The sequence below is a fragment of the [Pseudopropionibacterium] massiliense genome, from assembly GCF_900607225.1.
In the GTDB taxonomy this organism is placed as follows: Bacteria; Actinomycetota; Actinomycetes; order Propionibacteriales; family Propionibacteriaceae; genus Arachnia; species Arachnia massiliensis.
In genome coordinates this window covers 1,289,076-1,311,447 of record NZ_LR027842.1, presented here as the reverse complement: position 1 = coordinate 1,311,447, position 22,372 = coordinate 1,289,076, and the positions used below count along the sequence as shown (strand labels likewise).

Sequence of the window (22,372 nt, the reverse complement as noted above, 5' to 3'; positions counted from 1 at the left end):
ACCCCTTTTCCATGAGCACAGGGGATCCTCTCCCGACCCACCCTTTCAGCGGCGACGCAGCAATGAGTAGGCCGCACCTCCCCCACCGAGCAGCACCAACGCGCTGCCACCTGCTAGCAGCCCCCAACGCCCGTGACCATCGGCCCGGTCAGCTCCCTCATCCTGAGGGGGAATCGGCGACACCGTGCTGACCGGCTCACCGGACACGTCTCCGGAGACCTTGATCGAGAACTTGAACTTGACGGGCTTTCCGTCCAAGGAACTCTGGTCTCCGAGAGAAAGCGCATAATAGTAATACCCCCCCATCGAGAAACCCAGGCTTTGATCATCGAACATTCGCGGGGAGTCCCAGCGGTTCCGATATCTCACCTCGGGGACCTCGTTGATGACCGGAACGTTGGTCGTCACCATTTTGTTCCCTATTACCTTGAAGCTGTAGGGACCCATCAGCTCCTGCGAGTTCATCCGACTGAGATCTGGCCCATAGACAGCAGGAACGTATGTTCCATAAGCACCTTCATCACTCTGGAGAACAGCCGGATCCGGATCAATACCATCCAACGAGAAGAGACCGCTCTGCCCATATTGTATCCGGGTTTTGAAAACAACTACCTCGCCCGGCAAAATCTCGGTGACATATGTTCCTGATCCTACCTCGAAGGCGTCATTGAAACTGGATCCACCAACCACGGACTCAGGATCACCGGAGGCAGGGGAACTGAGCTGTTTGGAATTGTTCTTGGGAACTTTCTGCACCCCGGCAGGAAGCTGATCGATGTTCTCCACGGGGGGCTCTTCGAGCACCCTGATCTCCACCTGGGTTTCCCCGCCGACACCAGCGCCGCGCCCCACCTTGACCAAGAACTCATCAGCCTTCCCACACGCCTCGACATCGGCTGTCGATTGGGAGGCCTTGGGATCCAGGGGCAGGGCCAGCATCGTGCGTCCGACCACTATCCCCATGTTTCCGGTGTCCAGCGCCAAATCGTTGTACCGAGAACAGCTGGCACCGCCGTCAGCGGTTGTGAGTTCATAGTCCCAGTCGCCACGGCCTGCCGATCCGCCCTGATCGGTCACGCTCATGCGTCCCAGAACATTGATCCGCAGGGTGGACCCCTGCCATGTCCGTCTCACCTTGTAGTACTTCTCGCTCTTCCCGCGGCTGGCGACCGTTGAGACGTCCGTGTACTGGCCGGGGGCCAGCAGGGGGGCGTCCTCCTGTTTGGTGGAGCCTTGAACCGGAGTGCCTGCGACGGTGAAATCCCGCTCGGGGTACCCGCCGACACGCCGAGGGGCAGGACCCGAGCCCGCCGTCGCGCCGTCAGCACGGGCAGCGGGCGACCCGATGCTGCACGGTGACACCAGCAGCAGGGCGCCACACACCGCCATCACGCGATTCAAGACCTTCATCTGCTCACCTCCGGTATTCACAAAAGCAGATCCATGGTTCACCCTCCCACACGGCATGGTCCCGAGGCATCAGCATTCACGTTCGCAACGAAGCGCACCAACCCCTCAGAGTGCGTACGGACCGGATGCAGCCTTGACCGCGTGTTCGAGGTCCACCTCGCGTTCACCGATCCGGAACCGGTAGCGACCGAGCCTCGCGGTCTCCGGCAACGGCCCGAGATAGCCCCGCAACATCTCCTTCTCCTCCTCCGTGAGCCAGTCCGGTGGATCGGAAACACCCCGGAAACCCGACAACACGGCACTGTCACGCAACCACTGGCGCTGCTCCGGGGTCAAGAGATTACGCGTGTCACGCGCGAACACCACATCAGGGTCGAGTCCCACCAGGTGACGCATCCACAACCGCTCCACAGCGTTGCGCAACGCGTTGTGGGCGAGCGCATCCGACGGGTCCTGCGTGGCGTAGTTCGTCCACATCGGCGCCACGTCCGGGCCCGTGCGCACCGCGTTCAGGATTCCCAGCGATGGCATCATGAGCGCCCCGGAACCCAGAAGATAGACCGAGTCACCCGCGGCCTCTCGAACGGTGGCGATGGCCCTGCGATAGATGGCCTCACGGTCCATGTCCCCGTTGTGGGCACCGGCTGCTGCAGCCGCCTGGAGGAAGTCCAGCTTCAGGTAGGTGAATCCCCACTTCGACACCACGACATCGATCAACTCGGACAGGAGACCGCAGGCGTCCTCCCTGGTGTAGTCGTAGGCGAAGTAGGTGGCTCCCCAGTTGGTTCCTGCCGGAACCAGTTCCCCCGCCGAGTCGCGGAGCAGCATGCCGCGGTGCTTCTCGAACGCCTCGGATTCTGGTAGCACGATGAACGGCGCCAGCCACAGTCCGGGACGCAGTCCACGCGTCTCGGCGGCACGGGCGAGATCCGCCATGCCCTCCGGGAATTTGTCGTTCGCCTCCCAGTCCCCAACGGTGCGTTCCCAGCCGTCATCGACCTGGAAGGTGTCGAATCCGAGCCCGGGGAGTTCACCCATGATCTCGTCCAGTCGGCTGCGCGAAACATTGTCGTAGAGCGAATACCAGGACGACCAGACCGTTCCGGGGTCCTCCTCGAGGACCCCGTAGCGAGTGGCGAGGAGTTCCCGATATCGCGAGAAGACCGCCAGTTCCTCACCCTCGATGAGCACCCAGCTGCCTTTGCGCCCGGTTTCGGTCCATCCCACGAGGACGTCCAGATCTGCGTGCAGGCGTGGCGTGTCCGCTTCCAGCGCTCCCAGCAGAATCGTTCTCGGCCCCTCGGAGAGCGCCATCACCCAGGACGAATGATGCCTTCCCGGGTCGTCCCACACCGTGTCGTCGGCAGTACGGCGTCGTTCGGGGTTCGCAATGCGAAGTGGCCCGTCCGTCAGGAGACGCCAACCGGCAGGCGACCACGAGTTCTGCCCAGTTCTGTAGACCTCTGCCGATGGCTGGAATCCGTGCAGGAGCGCCACCCGCGATTCACGGAAGTGGATTTCACGGACGTCGTCATCACCCGGCGGGATCCAGCCGGGGGCTTCAACGGGTTGAATGTGCATTTCCCTCCAAACGTGCGGGTGGCGGACAGCTGCCCCATCCGGTGCGACGACGGTGGCTCGTTCCCCACCGATGTCGCGACTCGCTGGGCGATGGTCCTCACCACCCATGTTGACGTAGCTCCTAAAATCAGGGGAATCATCCCCTACCCGATCCGGAAAATGAACTCGACCCACCAGTCCGATTCCCATTCCCGCCGGCCCTCCGGCCCGCAGCCCCCTCAGGATCGCCGCCAGGTGATCGCCGAACACGTCATCGCCCGGGGCAGCGTCCGGGTGGAGAACCTGGCCCGGGTCGTCGGCGTCTCGGCCATGACCATCTACCGGGACGTGGCGAACCTTGAACAGGCGGGCATCGTCCACCTGGACCGGGGCCTGGTACGCGCGGTGGCAACCAGCCTGAGCGAGGCCGATGCCGAGTTCCGCCTCCGGCAGAGCCCGCGGATCAAGCAGGCCATGGCCGAGACGCTGGTCCCCCGCATCCCCCAGGGAAGCTCCGTGATGCTGGACGACTCGACCTCCGCGATGTGGGTACTGCGTGCCCTGGGCGATGTCCACCCCTTGACCGTGATCACCACATCCCTGCTGGTGGCCAACGAGGCGAAACAGATGGAGGGTGTGCGCCTGCTGGTGGCGGGCGGCGAGTACGAGCCCTGGGCGCACGCGACGATGGGCCCGACCGCGGCGGCGAACCTGCGGGCCTGGCAGGCCGACCACTGCGTCATGTCGGCCTCCGGGATCGTCGGGAAGCGCTGCCAACACCCCTACGAGAACGCCGTCCAGGTCAAGCAGGCCATGATCGCATCCTCCACGAATCGGTACCTGCTGCTGGACCACACCAAGTTCGCGCGCAAGGCGCTCTACACCTTCGCCGAGATCACCGACTTCGACGCCGTCGTGGTGGACGCCGCCACCCCCCGGGCGATCCGAGACGAGCTCGCCGGGCACGGGGTCGAGGTCATCGTCTCCGAGTGACCCAACGCCCGAACAACAGCACGACACACCGCACTGACTAGGCGCGATGCCATTTTTCACCAGAAACTATGGTGTTTTTCACAACATCACTGTTACTCTTCAGGTCATCCCCGGAACAAGGAAGTTGAGGAGACATGGGACTGACCATAGTTGTCGGCGCCGACATCGCCGGAGTGAACTACAAGGAGACCCTGAAGGCCGACCTGGAGGCAGACGAGCGCGTGACGAAGGTCATCGACGTGGGCGTCCATCCTGGCGAGGACATCGATTACCCGCACGTTGCGGTGGAGGCGGCGCGGAAGGTCGCCGCCGGCGAGGCCGACCGGGCCCTGCTGGTGTGCGGCACGGGAATGGGCATGGCGATAGCGGCCAACAAGGTTCCCGGCATCCGCGCCTCGGTGGCCCACGACAGTTTCTCCGTGGAGCGGCTGGTGCTGTCCAACGACGCCCAGGTCCTGACCCTCGGTGAGCGCGTGATCGGCCTCCAGCTGGCCCGCCGGCTGGTGCGTGAATGGCTCGGCTACACCTTCGACCCCGGCTCCTCCTCCGGCCCCAAGGTGGCCGCCATCCGTTCCTACGAACCGGACCCCCGCTGACCCCACGAATCGCAAGGAACAACGATGTTCGATCCCGGAACTGCCAGCTACCTTCTCGGTCTCGTGGTCGCCATCGCCGGCGGCTTCTTCGGTGCCGCGATCGGCGGCAACTTCGCATTCGCCATCACCGGCATCACGGTGCTGACCTCGTTCGGCATCTATCTCGGAACCGACTCGACGGCAGGTTTCACCTATCTGGCCTTCGGGCCCTTCGTCGGCCCCCACGTCGCCTTTGCGGGTGGAGTTGGTGCGGCTGCCTACGCGGGTCGCCGCGGATACGCCGACGGCAAGGACGCCACCAGTCCCCTGGCGCGCCTGGGCAAACCCGATGTGCTCTGGGTGGGCGCCGCGTTCGGGGTCCTCGGATACGTCGTCCAGAACCTCGTCACCAAGATCCCGTGGTTCGGCACCCACACCGACTCCGTGGCCCTGACCGTCGTGCTGTCGGCCGTGGTCGCACGCATCGTCGCGAAGGGGTCGTTCCTCAATCCGGAGAAGTACAACGATTCCCCGTCCTTCCTCGGCAGGATCGCTCCGCGAGAGGACGCCGCGTGGCTGCGTTACCAGGAGAAGGCGGGCCAGTACCTCTCGCTCGGGGCCATGTTCGGTCTCCTGGCGGGCGGCGCGACACTGTTCATCGCGCTGGCCTTCCCCGGCCTGGCCGCCACCGGCAACGCACAGACCTTCACCTTCGCGATCTCCGCGGTCTGTGTGATGTTCCTGATTCTCGGTGCGCAGATGCCGGTGACCCACCACATCACCATCAGCGCAGGCCTGGCTGCGGTCGCCTTCCTGCCGGTTCTCGCCGACAACCTGGTCGAGGGGCTGTCCGGAACCGATTTCTGGGACAAGCTGAGTTCCAACAAGGTCTCGCTGGCCTCGCTGTTCGACCCGAGCCACGCCTCCTACGGGATGCTGAGCGAGAGCGCCAAGGGTCAGCTCATCATGATGTCCATCGTCGCACTGCTGGTCTCGGTGACGGTCGGCATGCTCGCGGCCTGGCTGGCGGAGTTCCAGGCACGGTTGTTCTACAACAGGGGCAACACGCACTTCGATCCCCCGGCAGCCGCCATCTGGATCGCCAACACCGTCATCGTCTCCCTGGCCAACATCGCCGCACCACTGTTCTAGGAGGAATCCTCGATGCTCCCGACCGAGCTGCACCAGGCCTACGTCTTCGACCTGGACGGAACCATCTATCTGGGTGATCACCTGCTGCCAGGTGCGGCCCGGTTGATCGGGGAACTGCGCCGCCGCGGAATCCCGGTGCGTTTCCTGTCGAACAACCCGACGAAGGATCCGCGGCAGTACGTCGAGAAACTGACCCGGCTGGGACTGCCCACCGACATCTCGGACATCGCGAACACGGTGGTCACCACCACCCGCTGGTTGCGGGAACACCATCCGGACGCCACGCTGTTCGTGGTGGGTGAGGAACCGCTGAAAAGGGCTCTCACCGAGGCCGGGTTCCGGTTGAGTGACGATCCCGAACGGATCGACATCGTCATAGCCTCCTACGACCGCACCTTCGACTACTCCAAGCTCCAGATCGCCTTCGACGCAATCTGGTTCCACCGGCGCGCCATCCTCATCCAGACCAACCCGGACCGGTTCTGCCCGTTCCCGGGTGGCCGCGGGGAACCGGACTGTGCTGCGATCACCGCAGCAATCGAGGCCTGCACCGGCGTGAGGTCGGTGGCGAACCTGGGCAAACCCTCCCCCATCATGCTGACGGAGGCCCTCCAGGGACTCGACGTGGATCCCGCCGACTGCGTCATGGTCGGCGACCGCCTCCACACCGACATCCAGATGGCCCTCGACACCGGAATGGCCTCCTGCCTGGTGCTCACGGGCGAAACGACCACTGACGACGTCGCCGCCCTCGACGAGGACCACGAACCCACCTATGTACTCGACCGCGTCGACCGGCTCATCCCCCAGCGCCTGTGGGACGAGCTCGGTTGGACCGAAACAAACTGGAAGGACCAATGATGACCGACAACACATATCTCCTCGGCATCGACTTCGGCACTGAGAGCGTGCGGGCCGCCATCTTCGACCTGGCCGGCCGGCCGGTTTCCTTCGCCGCCACCGCGTACCGCACCACCCACCCCCACCCCGGCTGGGCCGAACAGGACCCGGAGGAGTGGTGGGAAGCGCTGCAGGCCTCGTGCCGCAAGGTGATCGCCGCCTCCGGTGTCTCCCCCTCCGCCATCCGGGGCATCTCCTACGACGCCACCACCATGACGGTGGTGGCCATGAACAAACGCGGTGAGGCGCTCCGTCCCGCCATCATGTGGATGGACGTGCGCGCCACCGAGCAGGCCGCCCGCGCGGAGAAGTCGGATTCGGTGGCGCGCCTCTACAACGGCCGGGGCACCGCCCCGGCGACCGCCGAGTGGTACCCGTTCAAGGCGGCCTGGCTGCGCGAGAACGAACGCGACACCTACGACGACGCCTTCCGGCTGGTCGACGCCCCCGACTGGGTGACCTACAAGCTGACCGGCGAGTGGACCACGAACATCAACTCGGCCGCGCTGCGCATGTACTACAACCGGGATCACGGCGGCTGGCCCGTCGACTTCTACGAAACGATCGGATGCGGCGACGTCTTCGACAAGATCCCGGAGAAGGTGGTCGATCTCGGCACCCCGGTCGGTGAGCTGTCGGTGATCGCGGCGCAGCTCCTCGGCCTGCACCCCGGCACCCCCGTCGCCCAAGGACCGGCCGACGCCTGGGCCGGGCAGATCGGGCTGGGTGTGGTCGACCCGGGGGTGATGGCGTTGATCACCGGATCCTCCCACGTCCTGACGGGGCAGACCGACAAACCGATCCACGGCAAGGGGTTCTTCGGCGCCTACACCGACGGCGTGGTCAAGGGCCAGTACACCGTCGAGGGCGGCCAGGTCTCCACCGGTTCGGTCCTGAAGTGGTTCAAGGACAACTTCGCCCGCGACCTGATCCAGGCGGCGGAGGTCACCGGACTCAACGTCTACGACATCCTCAACAAGCAGTCGAAGGACCTGCCGCCCGGCTCCGACGGCCTCATCATCAACGAATACTTCCAGGGCAACCGCACCCCGTACACCGATTCGAAGGCCCGCGGGGTGATCTGGGGTCTGTCCCTGCACCACGGCCCCGCCCACATCTACCGCGCCATCCAGGAATCGGTGTGCTACGGCACCGCACACAACCTGCGCGCCATGTCGGCGGCGGGTTTCGAGGTGAAGAAGATCGTCGCCGCGGGCGGCGCCACCAAGAGCCGCGACTGGATGCAGATGCACGCCGACGTCACCGGCGTGCCGATCGCCCTGACCGAGGTCGGCGACGCCGTGGTGCTGGGTTCCTGCATGCTGGCGGCGGTCGGGGCGGGCCTCCATCCCGACCTCGGCACCGCCGCGAGGGAGATGGTCCACGAGATCGACCTGCTGGAGCCCGATCAGCAGCGACACGAGGAGTACCGGTACTTCGTCGACGCCTACGCCAACACCTACCCGCAGCTCCAGTCCATGATCCACGACATGGTGGACCGCGAGAACGCGAAGCGGGGCTGACATGACGGATCTCATCACCCGGGCGTTGCGCAACGCCACCGACACCAGGGCAGTGGTGATCGGCGAGGGAGCCGTGGACCGGACCGGGCAGGTCTTCACGGAACTGTTCGGGACGGCACGGGCGATCGTGGTCGCCGACGAACGCACCTTCGCGCTGGCCGGGAAACGGGTCTCCGATTCCCTGGGGGCGGCGGGGGTGGAGCTCGCGGATCCGCATGTCTTCCCGGGGGAACCCGAGCTGTACGCGAGGTACGAGAACTGCGAGGTCCTGAGGGATGCCCTGGCGCCGGTGGATGCGATCGCCGTGGCCGTCGGCTCCGGCACGCTCAACGACATCACGAAACGGGCCTCCGGGGAACTGGGCAGGCCCTACCTGGTGGTCGGCACGGCGGCTTCCATGGACGGCTACACCGCTTTCGGTTCCTCGATCGCCCTCGATGGGTTCAAACAGACGCTGAGCTGCCCGGCCCCGTGTGGCTGCGTCGCCGACCTGACCGTGATGGCCGCCGCGCCGCAGGTGATGACGGCCTCCGGTTACGGCGACCTGCTGGGCAAGATCCCGGCCGGGGCAGACTGGATCCTCTCCGACGCTCTGGGGATCGAGGCCATCGACCAGGGGGTGTGGGAACTCGTCCAGGGTCCGCTGCGGGGCGCCGTCTCACGGCCCGCGGAACTCGCCGTCGGTGACATCTCCGCGACGGGCGATCTCGTCGAGGGGCTCCTGATGAGCGGGCTCGCCATGCAGGCCCACCAGTCGAGCCGCCCCGCCTCCGGGGCTGAGCACCAGTTCAGCCACCTGTGGGAGATGGAGGGGCACGGTGTGGACATCACCCCCAGGCGCCTGTCCCACGGTTTCAAGGTCGGTATCGGCACGGTGGCGATCGCGGCCCTCTACGAGCGGCTGTTGGAGCGGGAGCTCGCCGAGCTGGACATCGACGCTGCTGTCGCCGCCTGGCCCACACGGGAGGAGATGGAGGCCAGGGTTCGGCGGCTCCATCCCGATCCCCGGCTGGTCGAGGAGACCGTCGTGCAGGCGCTCGCCAAGTGGCTTCCGCCCGAGCAGCTGCGGACCCGCCTGGAGTTGCTGGTATCGGTGTGGCCGGAGCTGTCGGTGAGGCTGCGGGAGCAGTTGCTGCCCGCCGCCGAACTGCAGGGGATGCTGCGCGCGGTGGGTGCCCCGGTCCATCCGCAGGACATCGGCCTGGGCTGGGATCGGTTCCGCGACACCCATGTCCGGGCCCAGATGATCCGCAAGCGCTACACCGTCCTCGATCTCGCCCTGGAGACCAATCTCCTGGGTGAGCTGGTGGAGGAATTGTTCGCACCCGATGGTTTCTGGGGTCGCCAGGCCCCGGGGCACTGAGCAGGAAAGATGGAGAAGACGCCATGAGCAAGGCAGTTGTGGGAATCGACTTCGGCACTCTTTCGGGACGTGCCGTCGTGGTGTCCGTGACCGACGGGAGGATCCTCGGAAGCGCCGAGCACGCCTACCCGCACGGGGTGATCGACCGGGAACTCGCGGGCCAGCCACTTCCCCCCGACTGGGCGTTGCAGGTGCCGGCCGACTACGTCGAGGTCCTGGGCAGGGCGGTTCCGGAGGCCCTGGCGGCCTCCGGGGTGGCGGCTGAGAACGTCGTCGGGATGGCCATCGACTTCACCTCCTGCACGGTCTTCCCCACCGACGAGGCCTACCGGCCGCTGTGCGAGCGGCCGGAGTTCGAGAAGCGTCCCCACGCCTACGTGAAGCTGTGGAAGCACCACGCCTCCCAGCGGCAGGGGAAGGTCGTGAACGAGGTCCTGGCCGAGCTGGCCCCGGAAACCCTCGCCCGGTACGGCGGCGAGGTCTCGGCGGACTGGCAGCTGGCCAAGGCCCTGGCCCTGTTCGAGGAGGATCGGGAGGTCTGGGACGCGGCCAGTCACTTCGTCGAGGCGGGGGACTGGGTCATCCAGCTCCTCACGGGCGAGATGACGGCCTCCATGTCGATGGCGGGCTACAAGGGCAACTTCGTCGACGGTTCGCGCCCGTCCGCGGAGGTCCTGGAGGCGATGGCCCCGGGGTTCTCCCGCCTGCTGGAGCTGGTTCCGCACCCGGTGGCGCGTCCCGGCGAGCGGGTCGGGTCGTTGACGGCGAAGGCCGCGGCGTTGACGGGCCTGCCGGAGGGCATCGCCGTAGCGGCCGCGAACATCGACGCCCACGCGACGGTGCCCGCCGCGAACGCCTGCGAACCCGGGCAGCTCACCCTGATCATGGGCACCTCGACGTGCCACATGATGACCTCGGAGAGCTTCGGTGAGGTCCCGGGGATCGGCGGCATCGTGCCGGACGGGATCGTCAAGGGCCTGTGGGGTTACGAGGCCGGGCAGGCCGGGGTGGGAGACATCTTCGGCTGGTTCGTCGACCACTGCGTCCCGCCGTCGCACGTCGAGGCGGCGGCGGCCCGGGGGGTCGGGGTGCACGAGTACCTCACCGAACTGGCGGCGGACCAGCGGGTGGGCGAGCACGGTCTGCTGGCCCTCGACTGGCACTCCGGGAACCGTTCGATCCTGGACGACACGGAGCTGACGGGGCTCATGCTCGGCACGACGCTGACCACCACCCCGGAGGACCAGTACCGGGCGCTGCTGGAGTCGACGGCCTTCGGCACCCGGGTGATCATCGAGGCGTTCCGGGACGCGGGCATCGAGGTGAAGGACCTGGTGGTGGCGGGCGGGCTGGTGAAGAACCCGCTGCTCATGCAGATCTACGCGGACGTGACCAACCTGCCGTTGGCGGTCTGTCCCTCGGTGGCCTCGGGAGCCCACGGATCGGCGATCTACGCGGCCGTCGCGGCGGGCGAGTACGCCGATGTGCGGGAGGCGGCCCCGGTCATGGCCCATCGGGAGACCACCCCGGAGACCGTCTTCACCCCGGTCCCGGAGAACGTCGCGGCCTACGACGACCTGTACCGCGAGTACCGCAGACTGCACGACCACTTCGGCACGGGCGGAAACGACGTGATGCACCGCCTCAAGGCCCGCCGCAGGGAAATCCTGGTGGCGAAGTCAGCTGGATGAGAGTCCGGGGGTGCCCCTCGGGGCACCCCCCATCTCCCTATTTCTCGCAGGCGATCCCGTCACCATCCCGGTCGAGTCCCGCTCGGTATCCAGGATCACCCACACGAAGCGGAGCGGCCCCAGCCTTCTTGGCCTCCTTGCATGAGCTGTAATAAGCGCTTTCTCGAGGATCCGCGCTCCCATCACCGCCCGTTGATTCCTTTTGCTCCTCGGTGGCGGGGACGGATGCAGCAGGTTGCGCGGTCTCCGTCACCGCAATCGTCTCCGTGGCAGTGACGGTGGCTGTTTCCGTCGCCGTTGCCGTCTCCGTAACGGTGGCCATGATGGTCTCCACCACGGGTGCTGGAGTCACGGAAACGGTCGTGTAGGAAGCCGGCACCGCTGCGTACTCCTTGTTGTTCCCTGCCATCCCGTTCCCAAGGACGATACCCACGACACCCGCAAATGCGGCAACTCCCCAGCGCGTCTTGTACCAAGCAGTTTTCACGCCAGACATCCTTCCCCCATGCCTTTCTCGGCGAATCTGTTGTATCGGCATCGTATCTCCGACTCTCGCCTGTTGGCATTTCTCGCGCACTCGGTCCGCTCACCCGCCCACGCCGAGATGAAGCAGGAGAATGTCACCCTGCCCTCGCTCTTGATCGGGCGACGGGCAATCACCCAATTCCCGCGACTCGGGCGTAATGGCACGGACGGTTGCTATTCTCCCGACAGGCTGTTGCTGCGGACAAGCCTTCACGACTCTCCGCGATACCCGAGGGAAAGCTGGAAGATTATTCACATTCACCACCCCTTCCCGGGCAAGCCCTGTCACCACGTCCCCATGGCACCACGGTCAACCTCATCACCGAGGCTTATTCACAGCCATCCTCAAGCGCGCTCCGACCAAGAGTTTCACTGGCCAACACGCCACCTTTGAATAAGCCTCAAGGTCTCGAAAGGTGGCAGCCGGTTGAGCCGGCCTGCTCGCTCTGCGACCCGGCCTTGAGGGAGCGCCACGCAATGCTATATCATCAAATTTTCAAGAACTTAGAGGGAGATCGTTTCGGCGCTCGGCCGATCGCCGACCCCGCAAGGGTTGGAAAAGAGTTTGGAGGCGACGTAGATCGATGCGGCACACCGAGGCCCCGGAACCTGATGCATGGCGTTCACGCTTCGCGGCACTGCCTGCGGCGGAGCGTTCCCGTCAGCGTTCGAACCTGATCGTCTCCGGCCTGGGAGCCGGCCTGACCCTGCAGGAGCTGGGGAACCTGTTCGGGGTCAGCCGCGAACGCATCCGGCAGATCGCCAAGGAACGCGGCGTCACCACCAGGAGACTCCGGGAGGAACGACGCAACCGGGCCGCGCACCGTCTTCACGCTCTCGTCCGCCACATCCACGAGACCTCCCTGGCCCACCCGGAGCTGACCGTCACGGAACTGGCCGAGTGGCACGAAACCGACGAGTCGACGGTCCGGACGGCGCTGAAACACCGACTCGCCGTCCACGAGGCCCGGCCCTGTACGGGCGAGACCGATCGCACATCCGACGAGGCCCTGCTGGCCGCGCTGGCCGCCTGGGGCGCCCAGACGAAGACCCACACCAGCGACAACTACACCACCTGGGCCGTCGCCCACGGACACCCGGGGAAACAGACTCCCATGAATCGTTTCGGGGGCTGGAACAACGCGCTGCTGCTGGCGGGACTCGGCGAACACGTACAGCACCGAGGAGGGCCTCGCCCCCAGATCAGCGACGAAACCATGTGGGCATCGGTGCTGCAGTTCTACCGCGACGACCTTCCCTCCTATTCGTTCGACAGTTACAACGAATACGCCCGCCGCACCGGCCTGGCGTCCGGGGCCGCCGTGAGAATTCGCCTGGGCAGCTGGTCGCAGATTCACGAACGCGTTCACGAAATCCTGCGTTACGCGACCCGAAGGGACGGCTCCTGGGAATGGGCCGAGAAAATTCTCGGGATCGTCCCGGACAAGGAGCCGCGAAGAATCTCCAGTCAGGCCGAATCCCTGGCATCCCTGATCCGGGTCGCGAAACGAACCACCGGACCCATCACAATCGCCTTCTACGAACGTCACCGTGACCCCCGGGACGCGCAACCGGCGGTGATACAGCTTCGCTGCGGAAGTTGGGTGGAGGCCCTTCGGGATGCCGGCCTCGAACATCGCATGTCGGCCCGGGCGCGGGCCCGGCTGCAGGAACACGGCGAGATCCGGGAAATCCCGGGTGATTCCCTCCAGAAGCCGCTGGAAGGTCTCTGAGAAACAACTCTGGGAGGTTCCACAGGAAGCGGACAGGAAACCCATGGACTCATCCTGTTGGCTGTGATCTGACAGCCTCAAGCCCCCAGGAGCCAGCATGGATCTCAATCGTCGTTCCCTGTTCAGATCGGCCATCGCCTTCAGCCTCTTCAGCGGCCTCGGGTTGGCTGCCTGCAGCAGCGGCGCCTCCGGTAACGGAACCACCTCCGCCAGTGGTTCGGGGACCGCGGCGACGGGAACCCTGGCCCTGAACAACGCGGCGTGGAACCACGACGCCGACAATGACGTCTATTACCAGATCGGCCTGAGCTACGTCGCCTCCCCGGCCGCACCGGACTACGAAACCCTCGGGATCTACGTGCCGGGCGCATACTTCTCCGGCACCGACAAGGGCGACGGCACCTACGAGGTGGTGATCAACCCCTCGGGCAGTGTCAACGGGTTCACCCCGGCCACCGCTCCCATCGTGCTGCCGGTCAACACCCCCGGCTACGCCTCCCAGAAACCACCCACCCAGTACTCCTATGATTCGGTCTCGGACTACCTGGCGGCCGGTTTCATCCATGTCCACGCGGGCCTGCGCGGCAAGGACTCGAACACCGATTCCTATGTCGGCAACGCCCCTTGGGGGGTCACCGACCTCAAGGCGGCGGTGCGTTACCTGCGCTACAACTCGGCCTCGTTGCCGGGCGCGATGGACAAGGTGTTCGTGTTCGGGCACAGCGGCGGCGGCGCGCAGAGCTCCGTGATGGGGGCCTCCGGTGATTCGCCGCTCTACACCAGGTACCTGGAACACCTCGGAGCGGCCATGACCTCCAGCGACGGCACCGCCATCAGCGACGCGATCGCGGGTGTGATGGCCTGGTGTCCCATCACCAGCCTGAACACCGGGAACGCCGCCTACGAGTGGAACATGGGCCAGTTCGTCAGCAGCGGGACACGAGCCGAGGGCACCTGGACCGCCGCCTACAGCAAGGACCTGGCGGAGGCGTTCGCAAAAACCGTCAACGAACTCGGCCTGACCGATTCGAAGGGCACCGCGTTGAAGCTGGAGCAAAGCGGCGAGGGCGTGTACCTGGCGGGCAGCTACCACGACCACGTGGTGGCCGAGATCACCACATCCCTGAACAACTTCCTGGCCGACACCACCTTCCCCTACACCCCCAGCTCTCATCAGATGGCGGGCATGGAACCCGGCGGTGGGAATGGGGGTCCCCCCGACGGGGGCGGCACTCCCCCCTCCGGTGAGGCCCCGGGGGGACAGAACCCGGGTGGGGGTCAGCCCTCGGGTGGCGGACCCGGTTCTGGTGGCGGGCAGCCCCCGGGCGGCGAGTCGTCCGATACGTCGACCACCTACAACACGGTGGAGGACTACATCGCGCACCTGAACGGCGAAACGCCGTGGGTCACCTACGATTCCGCCAGCAACACCGCGACCATCACCGGCCTGCGGGGTTTCGTCACCAGCCAGAAATCCCCCAGCAAGGATGTCGGCGCTTTCGACGCCCCGGATCGCAGCGCCACCGAGAACATTGTGCTGGGCAAGGGCACCCAGGGACTTCACTTCTCGAAACTGTCCCGCGATGTGCTGGCGGCCAACGAGTCCACCTACTCGTCGCTGACCGGCTGGTCCGGTGACCATGCGGCCTCCACGTGGGACAGCGATTTCGCCGCCACCGATGAGGTCGGGGGCGACGTGGTCTCTCGCGAGCAGATGTACGAGCCCCTCTACTACCTGCTGGAAGCGCAGGGCGGGCAGGGCAGTTCACGGGTGGCCCCGAACTGGCGCATCCGGACCGGCATCACCCAGGGGGATGCGGCCAGCACCGTCGAGATCAACCTGGCGCTGGCCCTGCAGGCCCTCGGGGACACGAAGGTGGACTTCGCGACGGTGTGGGGGCAGGGCCACACGATGGCCGAGCGCACCGGCGATGGCACCACCAACTTCATCGCCTGGGTGAAGGAGGCATCGGCCTGAGCCCGGGCCGGTCCACCCGGCTTCGACGCGGGCCGGCCCCGTCAGAAGGTCCCGAACATCACGGCGCCGACCACGGCCGCCGACCAGATGCACACGAACAGCGTCAGCGGCATGAAACGGGCGGCGAACCTCGTCCCGAAGGCCCCGGACTGCATGGCGAACAGCTTCACGTCCACCATCGGCCCGACCACGAGGAACACCAGCTGCGCGGTCGGGGAAACCCCGGGCAGGGAGGCGGCGACGAAGGCGTCGGCCTCGGAGCACAGCGACAGCAGCACCGCCAGCAACGCCATGACCACGATCCCGAGCCACAGGTTCTCGGTCAGGAAGGTCAGGAAACCGGCGGGCACCGCAGCCTTCATGAGTGCCGCCACGGCGGCCCCGACCACCAGGAAGCCGCCCGCCTGCAGCAGGTCGTGCATCGCGGTCTCGCGGAAGACCGCTGCCCTGGACCGGTGGCCGTGGTCGTGTCCTTCCTGGGGTTTCATCCATTCGGCCTTGCCGACCCCGACCCACAGCCAGCACACCGAGATCACCGCCACCAGGGATGCGATCAACCGGGCCCAGACCATCATCGGGTTGCTGCTGGCGAAGGCGACGGCCGTGGCGACGAGCACCACCGGGTTGACTGCCGGCGCCGCGAGCAGGAAGGCGAGGGCGGCGCCCTGGGGAAGTCCCCGGCGCATCAACGACTGCGACACCGGCACCGAGGCACATTCGCAACCCGGCAGCACCATGCCCGCGATGCTCGCTGCGGGCACCGCGAGCATCGGGGATCTCGGGGTGATCCTGGACAGCAGGTCCTTCGGGACGAAGGCGGCGATGAATCCCGACACCAGCACCCCGAGCACCAGGAAGGGCAGGGCCTGGACGACGATCCCCATGGTGAGCGTGCCCCAGGTCGCCGCGCCGCCCTCCAGGGGCAGGAGCGGACCACGCACGGTGGTTGCCCAGAGAAGGACGATGACGACGGCGACACCGGTGAACGGCAGCGCCCAGACCCGGACGAAGGTGCTTCTCACAGGTAGGGATCCTCCGGTTGCTGGATCACCTTGACCCCGGATGCGGTCAGCACCGGATGCTCCTTGCTGGCGTCGAGGTTGATGACCCCCTCCACCTCGACCCAGACGTTGTCCCCCTCGGGTTGTGCCATGCCCTCGACGGGGACGGTGAACAGGGATGCGTCGGCGACGCAGCAGTAGATGCGGAACCTGTTCACGCTCCACTGCCCTTCCGGGAGGCCCGACTGCCTGGCGACGAAACCGAGCAGCCGCACGGGCCGTCCGACGAGCAGTTTCGGGTCCCCGAAGGTGTAGCGGTCCTCGAAGTCCTGCACGGACATCTCGGTGACGGAGTCCGTCGGCAGCGGGGGGAACTCGATCGGGTCGGACGTGGTCGGCCTGGGTTTCGCCGCGGTGCTACCGGCCGCGTTCGCCCCCAGCGACGCGGGGGCCGAGATCGCGAACAGCAGGGCGGGCAGCAACAGCAGCGCCGCGACCTTCGGGGAGCCGTGTTCGTGGGTGCCGCGTTTCAACCCGGCGAGCTTGTCGGTGGCATCCAGCAGGGTCCACAGCGACAACGCGCCCATCGCGACCGCCGATGCCAGCAGCCAGGGACCCAGCCACTCCTGCAGATAGTTTCGAAAACTACCGGAGATCGCCATGGTGAAAACCACCGTGGCGAGCAGCAGCACCAGCGTCGCCCCCACGACCTGCCCCAGTGTGCGCGGGGATTGGTCGGTGTCTCGCGAGGTGTCCATGTCCATTCAGCCTAGCGGGGAACCCAACAGCAGCCACGCGACGGCCTCGGGGTCGGGGTCGGTGGACAGCACGCAACGCAGCCGTGCCCCGGCGGTCCGCAGCCCGCGTTCGAGCTCCTGCTGGGCCGGGGATTCGGGTTTCCCGTCGAGTCGGAACCGGGTCAGCGTCACGTCCCGGGCGGTGAAATCGATCCGGGCGGAACTGGGATGCGGGGTCAGTGCGAGCCCGCCGGCAGGCCCCTGCCCGGCCAGTGCCTCCTCCACGCTGAACCCGTCGGCGACCGCCTCCACCTCGTCCCGGATCGGCAGATCGGTGATCTGGGTGGCACGCAGACCGGCCAGCACGCTCCACAGTCCCGGGCTTTCCAGGCAGTCGCCCAGGGCCAGGTCGAGCCGGTCCAGGAGTTGTTCCCGCTCCCCCAGGGCCGGTTGGGCGAGCAACCAGGTGAGCAACCAGGCCTCCAGGTCGGGGCGGTTGCCTGCCCTCCCCAAGGCCTTCGACACCAGCTGCTCCGTGGGCAGATGCCAGCCAATCTCCAGGAAACTGACCCCGTTGGGACCGTGGATCGCGAGCTCGTGGCAGCCGATGGGGCCGCGCACCAGGCTGCCCTCGTCGGTGGTCTCGAAACCGAGACCGTCTCCCGTGCACGCGACATCGAGGTCCGGCACCTCGACGGCCCCACCCTCCGGGAGATAGCGTTCCGGGGGCACCCAGCCGGGCAGGGGTGGGGTCTCGCGCTCGGGATACAGCCGCCAGCGCGACCACGCCCGCCGCCCCGGAAACAGCGTCGTGCCTTCCCCGAAAACCCGGGCCACGCGCCCCTCTGGATCGACTCCACCTTCACCGCACCAGCCGCTCAGCATCACCCAGGCGGCACCGTTCAGCAGCATCCGGCCCGTCGCCCCGGCCAGCCAGCCGACCACGCAGCCCTCGACGACGAACCGGAAACTCGGCGCCTCTGCCACGGAGTCCCCGAGGCCCTGGAGGGTGAACTCCAGGGCCTCGCGTTCCCCGGACCGGAAACGCACCTCGGCGAGGACGTCGCGGGATTCGAACGCCCAGTGTCCGGGTTCACCAGTGGGAACCTTCACGCAGCCCCCGGGCACCTCCACCCGGACCGTCCCGGCGCCGGTAGGGATGGTGATGACTCGTTCCGGGTTCAGTCGACCACCACCAGGTCCTGCTCGTGGGGGGCCTCAGGCACGTTAGCGGTGATGACGGAGCCGTCGGCGCGACGCCCGCCCGTCACGGGATGGCGTCCCGTCAACGACGGCAGCTCCTCACCCTGGTGCTCCAGGGGAACCCGGATCGGCGTGCCGGGCTGGATGACGAGTCGCTCCCCGCGCACGTTGCCCTCCAGCGGCCCGCCGGTCTCCACCTCGAAGGAGATGGCCTCGCGTTCCAGCAGCACCCGCAGCCTTGATTCGCGAACCTGGAGGGGGAAACGCAGGTACTCCCAGCCCCTCGGCAGCCGCGGATCGAAGCTGATGTCGCCGTGGTGGTCACGCAGTCCACCGAAACCGAACACCAACGCGTTCCACACCCCACCGGTGGAGGCGATGTGCACGCCGTCACGGGAATTGGCGTGCAGATCCGCCAGATCCACGTAGAGCCCTGTCAGGAAGTACTGCATCGCCATGTCCTGGTAGCCGACCTCGGCGGCGATCACGGACTGCACCACCCCGGACAGGGTGGAGTCCCCCGTGGTGATCGGGTCGTAGTACTCGAAATCGGCGCGTTTCTGTTCCTTGGTGAACTGGTCGCCCTGCAGGAACAGCGCCAACACCACGTCGGCCTGCTTGAGCACCTGGAACCGGTAGATCACCAGGGGATGGAAGTGCAGCAGCAGCGGGAACTTGTCGGCCGGGGTGTTCTCCAGGTCCCACAGCTCGCTGGACAGGAACTTCTCGTCCTGGGGATGGATCCCGAAGGTCTCGTCGAAGGGAATGACCATGCCCTTGGCGCAGGCCCGCCACTCCTCGACCTCCTCCGGGGCCACGTCCAGGGTCTGCACCAGCCGGTCCCAGCAGAGCGGATCGGCCTCCTCGAGTTCCTGCACGAGGTCGGCGGCCAGCCGCAGATTGGCCCGCGCCATCACGTTGGTGAACATGTTGTTGTTCACCACGGCCGTGTACTCGTCGGGTCCGGTGACGCCGTGGATGTGGAACCGCTTCGACCCGTCGGCCTCGGTGCGCCAGAAACCCAGGTCGGCCCACATCCGTGCGGTCTCCACCAACACGGCTGCCCCGTCGCGGTACAGGAAGTCCACGTCACCGGTGATGTCGCGATACTTCCCGAAGGCGTGAGCGATGTCGGCGTCGATGTGGTACTGCGCGGTGCCCGCCGCGTAGTAGGCGGACGCCTCCTCACCGTTGATGGTGCGCCACGGGAACAGCGCCCCTTCCTGGCTGAGCATCTGGGCGCGTTCCCGGGCCTTCGGCAGCAGGCCGACCCGGTAGCGCAGGGCGTTGCGGGCGACCCTGGGGGCCGTGTAGGTCAGGAAGGGCACCAGGTAGATCTCGGTGTCCCAGAAGTAGTGCCCCTCGTAGCCGGAGCCGGTCACCCCCTTGGCGGGGATGCCGAGCTGGTCGGAACGGGCCGTCGCCTGGGCCAGCTGGAACAGGCACCAGCGGACGGCCTGCTGGATGGCCGGCTGGCCGCCCACCTCGACATCCGAGTTGGCCCAGAAGTCGTCGAGCCAGGCGCGCTGCCCCTCGAAGAAGGAATCGAACCCCCGTTCGCTCACCCGGTCGAGGGTGCGGCGGCAGCGATCGAACAGTTCCGTGACGGGCACTCCCCGCGAGGTGTGGTAGGCGACCGCCTTGCGGATGATGATCGGGACCCCTTCGCGCGCCTCGATGCGGTAGACCTGCTTGGCCTGGTCCTCCTCGATGCGGGAGATCACCTCGTAGGGGTTCGCGGTGTCGAGGGTGTGCTCGGCGGCCACGCACAGCGTCATGTGGGAGTCGGTGGTCTCGTATCCGAGCGCCATTCGCTGGTCGTCGTGCCACTGGCCGCGCGGTTGCAGCACCCGGCCGTCGAACTTGCCCGCGCGTCGAGGGTCGAAGCCCTCCTCGTTCCTCGGCTGCCGGTAGTCGTCGAAGCCGTCCTGCCGGTTGACCACCTGGGAGCTGAGCACGATCGGCGCATCGCCCTCCATCATGGTCAGTTCGATCTCGAACAGCGCGAGGTGCCGATCGGTGAAGCTGACCATGCGGCGGGAGCTCAGTTTCACCCGTTTGCCCGCCGGGGTGCGCCAGACCAGGTCGCGGGTCAGGCATCCCGCGCGGAAGTCGAGGGCGCGTTCGTAGTGGTCCAGGTCGGACTGCCCGAGGGTGAGCGGTTCGTCGTCGACGTAGATCTTGATGAGTTTCGCGTCGGGCACGTTCACGATGGTCTGGCCCGTGCTCGCGAACCCGAAGGCCTCCTCGGCGTGTTTGATGGTCCAGGTTTCGTGAAAACCGTTGATGAAGGTGCCGTGGGAGTAGGACTTGCGCCCCTCCTCGGGATTGCCGCGCATCCCCAGGTAGCCGTTTCCGATGGAGAACAGGGTTTCGGTGACGCCCAGATCGTCGAGCCCGGGTTCCACCTCGACGAAGCGCCAGTCGTCGATGGGGAAACGGAAACGGTTCAGCGGGTCGGAGGAGATCCAGCGCATCAGGCCACCAGCTCCCCAAGATCGGCGACCACCAGGCCCGCTCCGGCTCGGCGCAGGGCTTCGGGGCCGACCCCCCGGTCCACCCCGACCACGAGCCCGAAGCCACCGGCGGCACCGGCGGCCACCCCGGACAGGGCGTCCTCGACCACGACGGCCCGGGCGGGTTCCACCCGCAACTGCTCAGCGGCGTACCGGAAGGTGTCGGGGGCGGGTTTGCCCGTCAGGTCCTGTTGTTTCGCGACGTTCCCGTCCACGATCACGGGGAAGGCGTCCTCCAGTCCGGCGGCGCGCAGGACGGGCACGGCATTGCGGGAGGAGGAGACGACGGCCAGTTTCGCGCCCCGCGCCCGGAGCGCGTTGACGAGCGCCCCGGATCCGGGATAGGGAGCGACGCCGTCTCGGCGGATGATCTCGTTGAAGGTCTCGTTCTTGCGATTCCCCAGGCCACAGATGCTCTGTTCCGTGGCGGCATCCGAGGGATCGCCCTCGGGCAGCTCGATGCCGCGGGATGCGAGGAAGTCGCGGACACCGTCATAGCGGGGTTTTCCGTCCACATGAGCGAAGTAGTCGGCGTCGGTCCACGGTTCCCGGCCGGGAAAACCGGCGAGAAAGGCGGTGAACATCTCGCCCCAGGCCTTCATGTGGACTTCAGCGGTGGGAGTCAGGACCCCGTCCAGGTCGAAGAGGTAGGCGTCGAAGGCGCTGAAATGCATGTCGAACAGATTAGTCGGAAGCGCTGTTGAATCGCTGACACCTTGAGCACCAGTAGAGGTTTCGTCCCTCCAGCACGGTGGTGCGCACCTCTGTTCCGCACACCAGGCAGGGTTGCCCGGCACGCCGGTACACGTAGACCTCGCCACCGTGGGCGTCCACCCTGGGAGGACGTTCCTGGGCCTCGGGCCCGTGTTCGTCGGCGACGGTGTCGATTCGGCCGCGTTCCAGCGCCACCGTCATCAAACCAACCAGGTCCTCCCACAGCACCCCCCATGTGGCCTCGTCGATCTCCCGGCCCGGGGTGGTGGGGTCGATTCCGTGCCGGAACAGCACCTCGGCGCGGAAGATGTTGCCCACCCCGGCGGCGACCCGTTGGTCCATCAGCAGGGCGGCGATGGATTTGCCCGATCTGCGGATCCTCGCCCATCCGCGTGCGGGGTCCGCGTCGTCGCGCAACGGGTCGGGTCCGGACTCCGAGAGAACTTTCTCGTATCGCTCACCGGTGATCAGTCGGCACCACTGCGGGCCGCGCAGATCGGCGGCCCGGTCGCCGGCCACGATTCGCAGCCGCACCTGTCCGACAGGGTCTGCTACCGGGGAGAAATCGAGTTTCCCGATCAGCCCCAGGTGGATGTGGATGCGGTTGGCCCCGGGAACGTCGAAGTTGATGAACAGGTGTTTCCCGACGGCCTCGGCGCCGGTGAGGGTGTGGCCGTCAAGGGTGGCGGCCTCGTCGGCGAACCTTCCCTGCGGGGAGCTGACCCGCACCGCGCGGTCGGCGAAGTCCTCCTGGAAGGTGTTGGCGAGGCGGTGGATGACGTGTCCTTCGGGCATTGC

General features: G+C 66.7%; 18 protein-coding genes. 9 read left to right on the top strand and 9 right to left on the bottom strand.

Going from position 1 to position 22,372, the window contains the following annotated elements; translation table 11 throughout:
* Nucleotides 1-45 precede the first annotated feature (45 nt).
* Both E0E39_RS05735 and E0E39_RS05730 read right to left on the bottom strand, forming a co-directional pair.
* Nucleotides 46-1,083, bottom strand: a complete 1,038-nt coding sequence (locus E0E39_RS05735; protein WP_130873873.1) for a hypothetical protein — start codon at nt 1,081-1,083, stop codon at nt 46-48.
* Nucleotides 1,084-1,515: 432 nt separating this feature from the next.
* On the bottom strand, nt 1,516-2,991 hold the full coding sequence (locus E0E39_RS05730) for a glycoside hydrolase family 36 protein (RefSeq protein WP_130873872.1): 1,476 nt from the start codon (nt 2,989-2,991) through the stop codon (nt 1,516-1,518).
* A gap of 159 nt (nt 2,992-3,150) precedes the next feature.
* Here E0E39_RS05730 and E0E39_RS05725 point away from each other — a divergent pair, with 159 nt between their 5' ends.
* From E0E39_RS05725 to E0E39_RS05695, 7 genes are all read left to right on the top strand, one after another.
* Nucleotides 3,151-3,963, top strand: a complete 813-nt coding sequence (locus E0E39_RS05725) for a DeoR/GlpR family DNA-binding transcription regulator (RefSeq protein ID WP_165444654.1) — start codon at nt 3,151-3,153, stop codon at nt 3,961-3,963.
* A gap of 134 nt (nt 3,964-4,097) precedes the next feature.
* A complete protein-coding gene (locus E0E39_RS05720) occupies nt 4,098-4,559 on the top strand; it encodes a ribose-5-phosphate isomerase (RefSeq protein WP_130873871.1) in 462 nt (153 codons plus the stop codon).
* 24 nt (nt 4,560-4,583) lie between these two features.
* Entirely contained in the window at nt 4,584-5,690 is a 1,107-nt protein-coding gene (locus tag E0E39_RS05715) for a DUF7973 family transport facilitator (protein WP_130873870.1), read from the top strand.
* Between the two features lie 12 nt (nt 5,691-5,702).
* Complete coding sequence (locus tag E0E39_RS05710) at nt 5,703-6,551, top strand: HAD-IIA family hydrolase (RefSeq protein WP_130873869.1); 849 nt, start codon at nt 5,703-5,705, stop codon at nt 6,549-6,551.
* Nucleotides 6,551-8,113, top strand: coding sequence for an FGGY-family carbohydrate kinase (locus E0E39_RS05705; protein ID WP_425470611.1), 1,563 nt, complete (start codon nt 6,551-6,553; stop codon nt 8,111-8,113). The genes E0E39_RS05710 and E0E39_RS05705 overlap by 1 nt, the downstream gene beginning before the upstream one ends.
* Before the next feature lies 1 nt (nt 8,114).
* Nucleotides 8,115-9,476 carry a sn-glycerol-1-phosphate dehydrogenase gene (locus E0E39_RS05700; protein WP_130873867.1) on the top strand — a complete coding sequence of 454 codons (1,362 nt, stop codon included), beginning with the start codon at nt 8,115-8,117 and terminating at the stop codon, nt 9,474-9,476.
* A 23-nt stretch (nt 9,477-9,499) separates the two neighbouring features.
* Nucleotides 9,500-11,167 carry a ribulokinase gene (locus E0E39_RS05695; protein ID WP_130873866.1) on the top strand — a complete coding sequence of 556 codons (1,668 nt, stop codon included), beginning with the start codon at nt 9,500-9,502 and terminating at the stop codon, nt 11,165-11,167.
* A gap of 37 nt (nt 11,168-11,204) precedes the next feature.
* Here E0E39_RS05695 and E0E39_RS05690 read toward each other — a convergent pair whose 3' ends face one another.
* A complete protein-coding gene (locus E0E39_RS05690) occupies nt 11,205-11,654 on the bottom strand; it encodes an excalibur calcium-binding domain-containing protein (protein ID WP_245988215.1) in 450 nt (149 codons plus the stop codon).
* A gap of 622 nt (nt 11,655-12,276) precedes the next feature.
* Between E0E39_RS05690 and E0E39_RS05685 the strand changes: the two genes are divergently transcribed.
* On the top strand, nt 12,277-13,425 hold the full coding sequence (locus E0E39_RS05685) for a sigma factor-like helix-turn-helix DNA-binding protein (protein ID WP_130873864.1): 1,149 nt from the start codon (nt 12,277-12,279) through the stop codon (nt 13,423-13,425).
* Nucleotides 13,426-13,522: 97 nt separating this feature from the next.
* A complete protein-coding gene (locus E0E39_RS16570; protein ID WP_130873863.1) occupies nt 13,523-15,403 on the top strand; it encodes a subtype A tannase in 1,881 nt (626 codons plus the stop codon).
* 41 nt (nt 15,404-15,444) lie between these two features.
* Here E0E39_RS16570 and E0E39_RS05675 read toward each other — a convergent pair whose 3' ends face one another.
* The 6 genes from E0E39_RS05675 to E0E39_RS05650 all read right to left on the bottom strand — a co-directional run bounded on the left by E0E39_RS05675 (nt 15,445) and on the right by E0E39_RS05650 (nt 22,369).
* Nucleotides 15,445-16,425: a permease gene (locus E0E39_RS05675; protein WP_130873862.1), complete on the bottom strand. Its 981-nt coding sequence runs from the start codon at nt 16,423-16,425 to the stop codon at nt 15,445-15,447.
* A complete protein-coding gene (locus tag E0E39_RS05670) occupies nt 16,422-17,162 on the bottom strand; it encodes a TIGR03943 family putative permease subunit (RefSeq protein WP_165444653.1) in 741 nt (246 codons plus the stop codon). Before E0E39_RS05670 ends, E0E39_RS05675 begins: the two co-directional genes overlap by 4 nt.
* Before the next feature lie 6 nt (nt 17,163-17,168).
* Nucleotides 17,169-18,254: a hypothetical protein gene (locus E0E39_RS05665; RefSeq protein ID WP_130873860.1), complete on the bottom strand. Its 1,086-nt coding sequence runs from the start codon at nt 18,252-18,254 to the stop codon at nt 17,169-17,171.
* A gap of 68 nt (nt 18,255-18,322) precedes the next feature.
* A complete protein-coding gene (locus tag E0E39_RS05660; RefSeq protein WP_130873859.1) occupies nt 18,323-20,821 on the bottom strand; it encodes a glycoside hydrolase family 65 protein in 2,499 nt (832 codons plus the stop codon).
* A complete protein-coding gene (locus tag E0E39_RS05655; RefSeq protein WP_130873858.1) occupies nt 20,821-21,534 on the bottom strand; it encodes an HAD family hydrolase in 714 nt (237 codons plus the stop codon). Before E0E39_RS05655 ends, E0E39_RS05660 begins: the two co-directional genes overlap by 1 nt.
* Nucleotides 21,535-21,544: 10 nt before the next feature.
* Nucleotides 21,545-22,369 (bottom strand): Fpg/Nei family DNA glycosylase, encoded by an 825-nt coding sequence (locus E0E39_RS05650; protein WP_130873857.1) that lies wholly within the window; start codon nt 22,367-22,369, stop codon nt 21,545-21,547.
* Between the last annotated feature and the right edge of the window lie 3 nt (nt 22,370-22,372).

Coding starts and splice junctions, on each gene's coding strand:
- E0E39_RS05700 (WP_130873867.1), top strand. CDS start 8,115: ATGACGGATCTCATCACCCGGGCGTTGCGCAACGCCACCGACACCAGG.
- E0E39_RS05685 (WP_130873864.1), top strand. CDS start 12,277: ATGCGGCACACCGAGGCCCCGGAACCTGATGCATGGCGTTCACGCTTC.
- E0E39_RS16570 (WP_130873863.1), top strand. CDS start 13,523: ATGGATCTCAATCGTCGTTCCCTGTTCAGATCGGCCATCGCCTTCAGC.
- E0E39_RS05725 (WP_165444654.1), top strand. CDS start 3,151: ATGAACTCGACCCACCAGTCCGATTCCCATTCCCGCCGGCCCTCCGGC.
- E0E39_RS05695 (WP_130873866.1), top strand. CDS start 9,500: ATGAGCAAGGCAGTTGTGGGAATCGACTTCGGCACTCTTTCGGGACGT.
- E0E39_RS05670 (WP_165444653.1), bottom strand. CDS start 17,162: ATGGACACCTCGCGAGACACCGACCAATCCCCGCGCACACTGGGGCAG.
- E0E39_RS05710 (WP_130873869.1), top strand. CDS start 5,703: ATGCTCCCGACCGAGCTGCACCAGGCCTACGTCTTCGACCTGGACGGA.
- E0E39_RS05650 (WP_130873857.1), bottom strand. CDS start 22,369: ATGCCCGAAGGACACGTCATCCACCGCCTCGCCAACACCTTCCAGGAG.
- E0E39_RS05730 (WP_130873872.1), bottom strand. CDS start 2,991: ATGCACATTCAACCCGTTGAAGCCCCCGGCTGGATCCCGCCGGGTGAT.
- E0E39_RS05705 (WP_425470611.1), top strand. CDS start 6,551: ATGACCGACAACACATATCTCCTCGGCATCGACTTCGGCACTGAGAGC.
- E0E39_RS05715 (WP_130873870.1), top strand. CDS start 4,584: ATGTTCGATCCCGGAACTGCCAGCTACCTTCTCGGTCTCGTGGTCGCC.
- E0E39_RS05720 (WP_130873871.1), top strand. CDS start 4,098: ATGGGACTGACCATAGTTGTCGGCGCCGACATCGCCGGAGTGAACTAC.
- E0E39_RS05660 (WP_130873859.1), bottom strand. CDS start 20,821: ATGCGCTGGATCTCCTCCGACCCGCTGAACCGTTTCCGTTTCCCCATC.
- E0E39_RS05655 (WP_130873858.1), bottom strand. CDS start 21,534: ATGCATTTCAGCGCCTTCGACGCCTACCTCTTCGACCTGGACGGGGTC.
- E0E39_RS05735 (WP_130873873.1), bottom strand. CDS start 1,083: ATGAGCGTGACCGATCAGGGCGGATCGGCAGGCCGTGGCGACTGGGAC.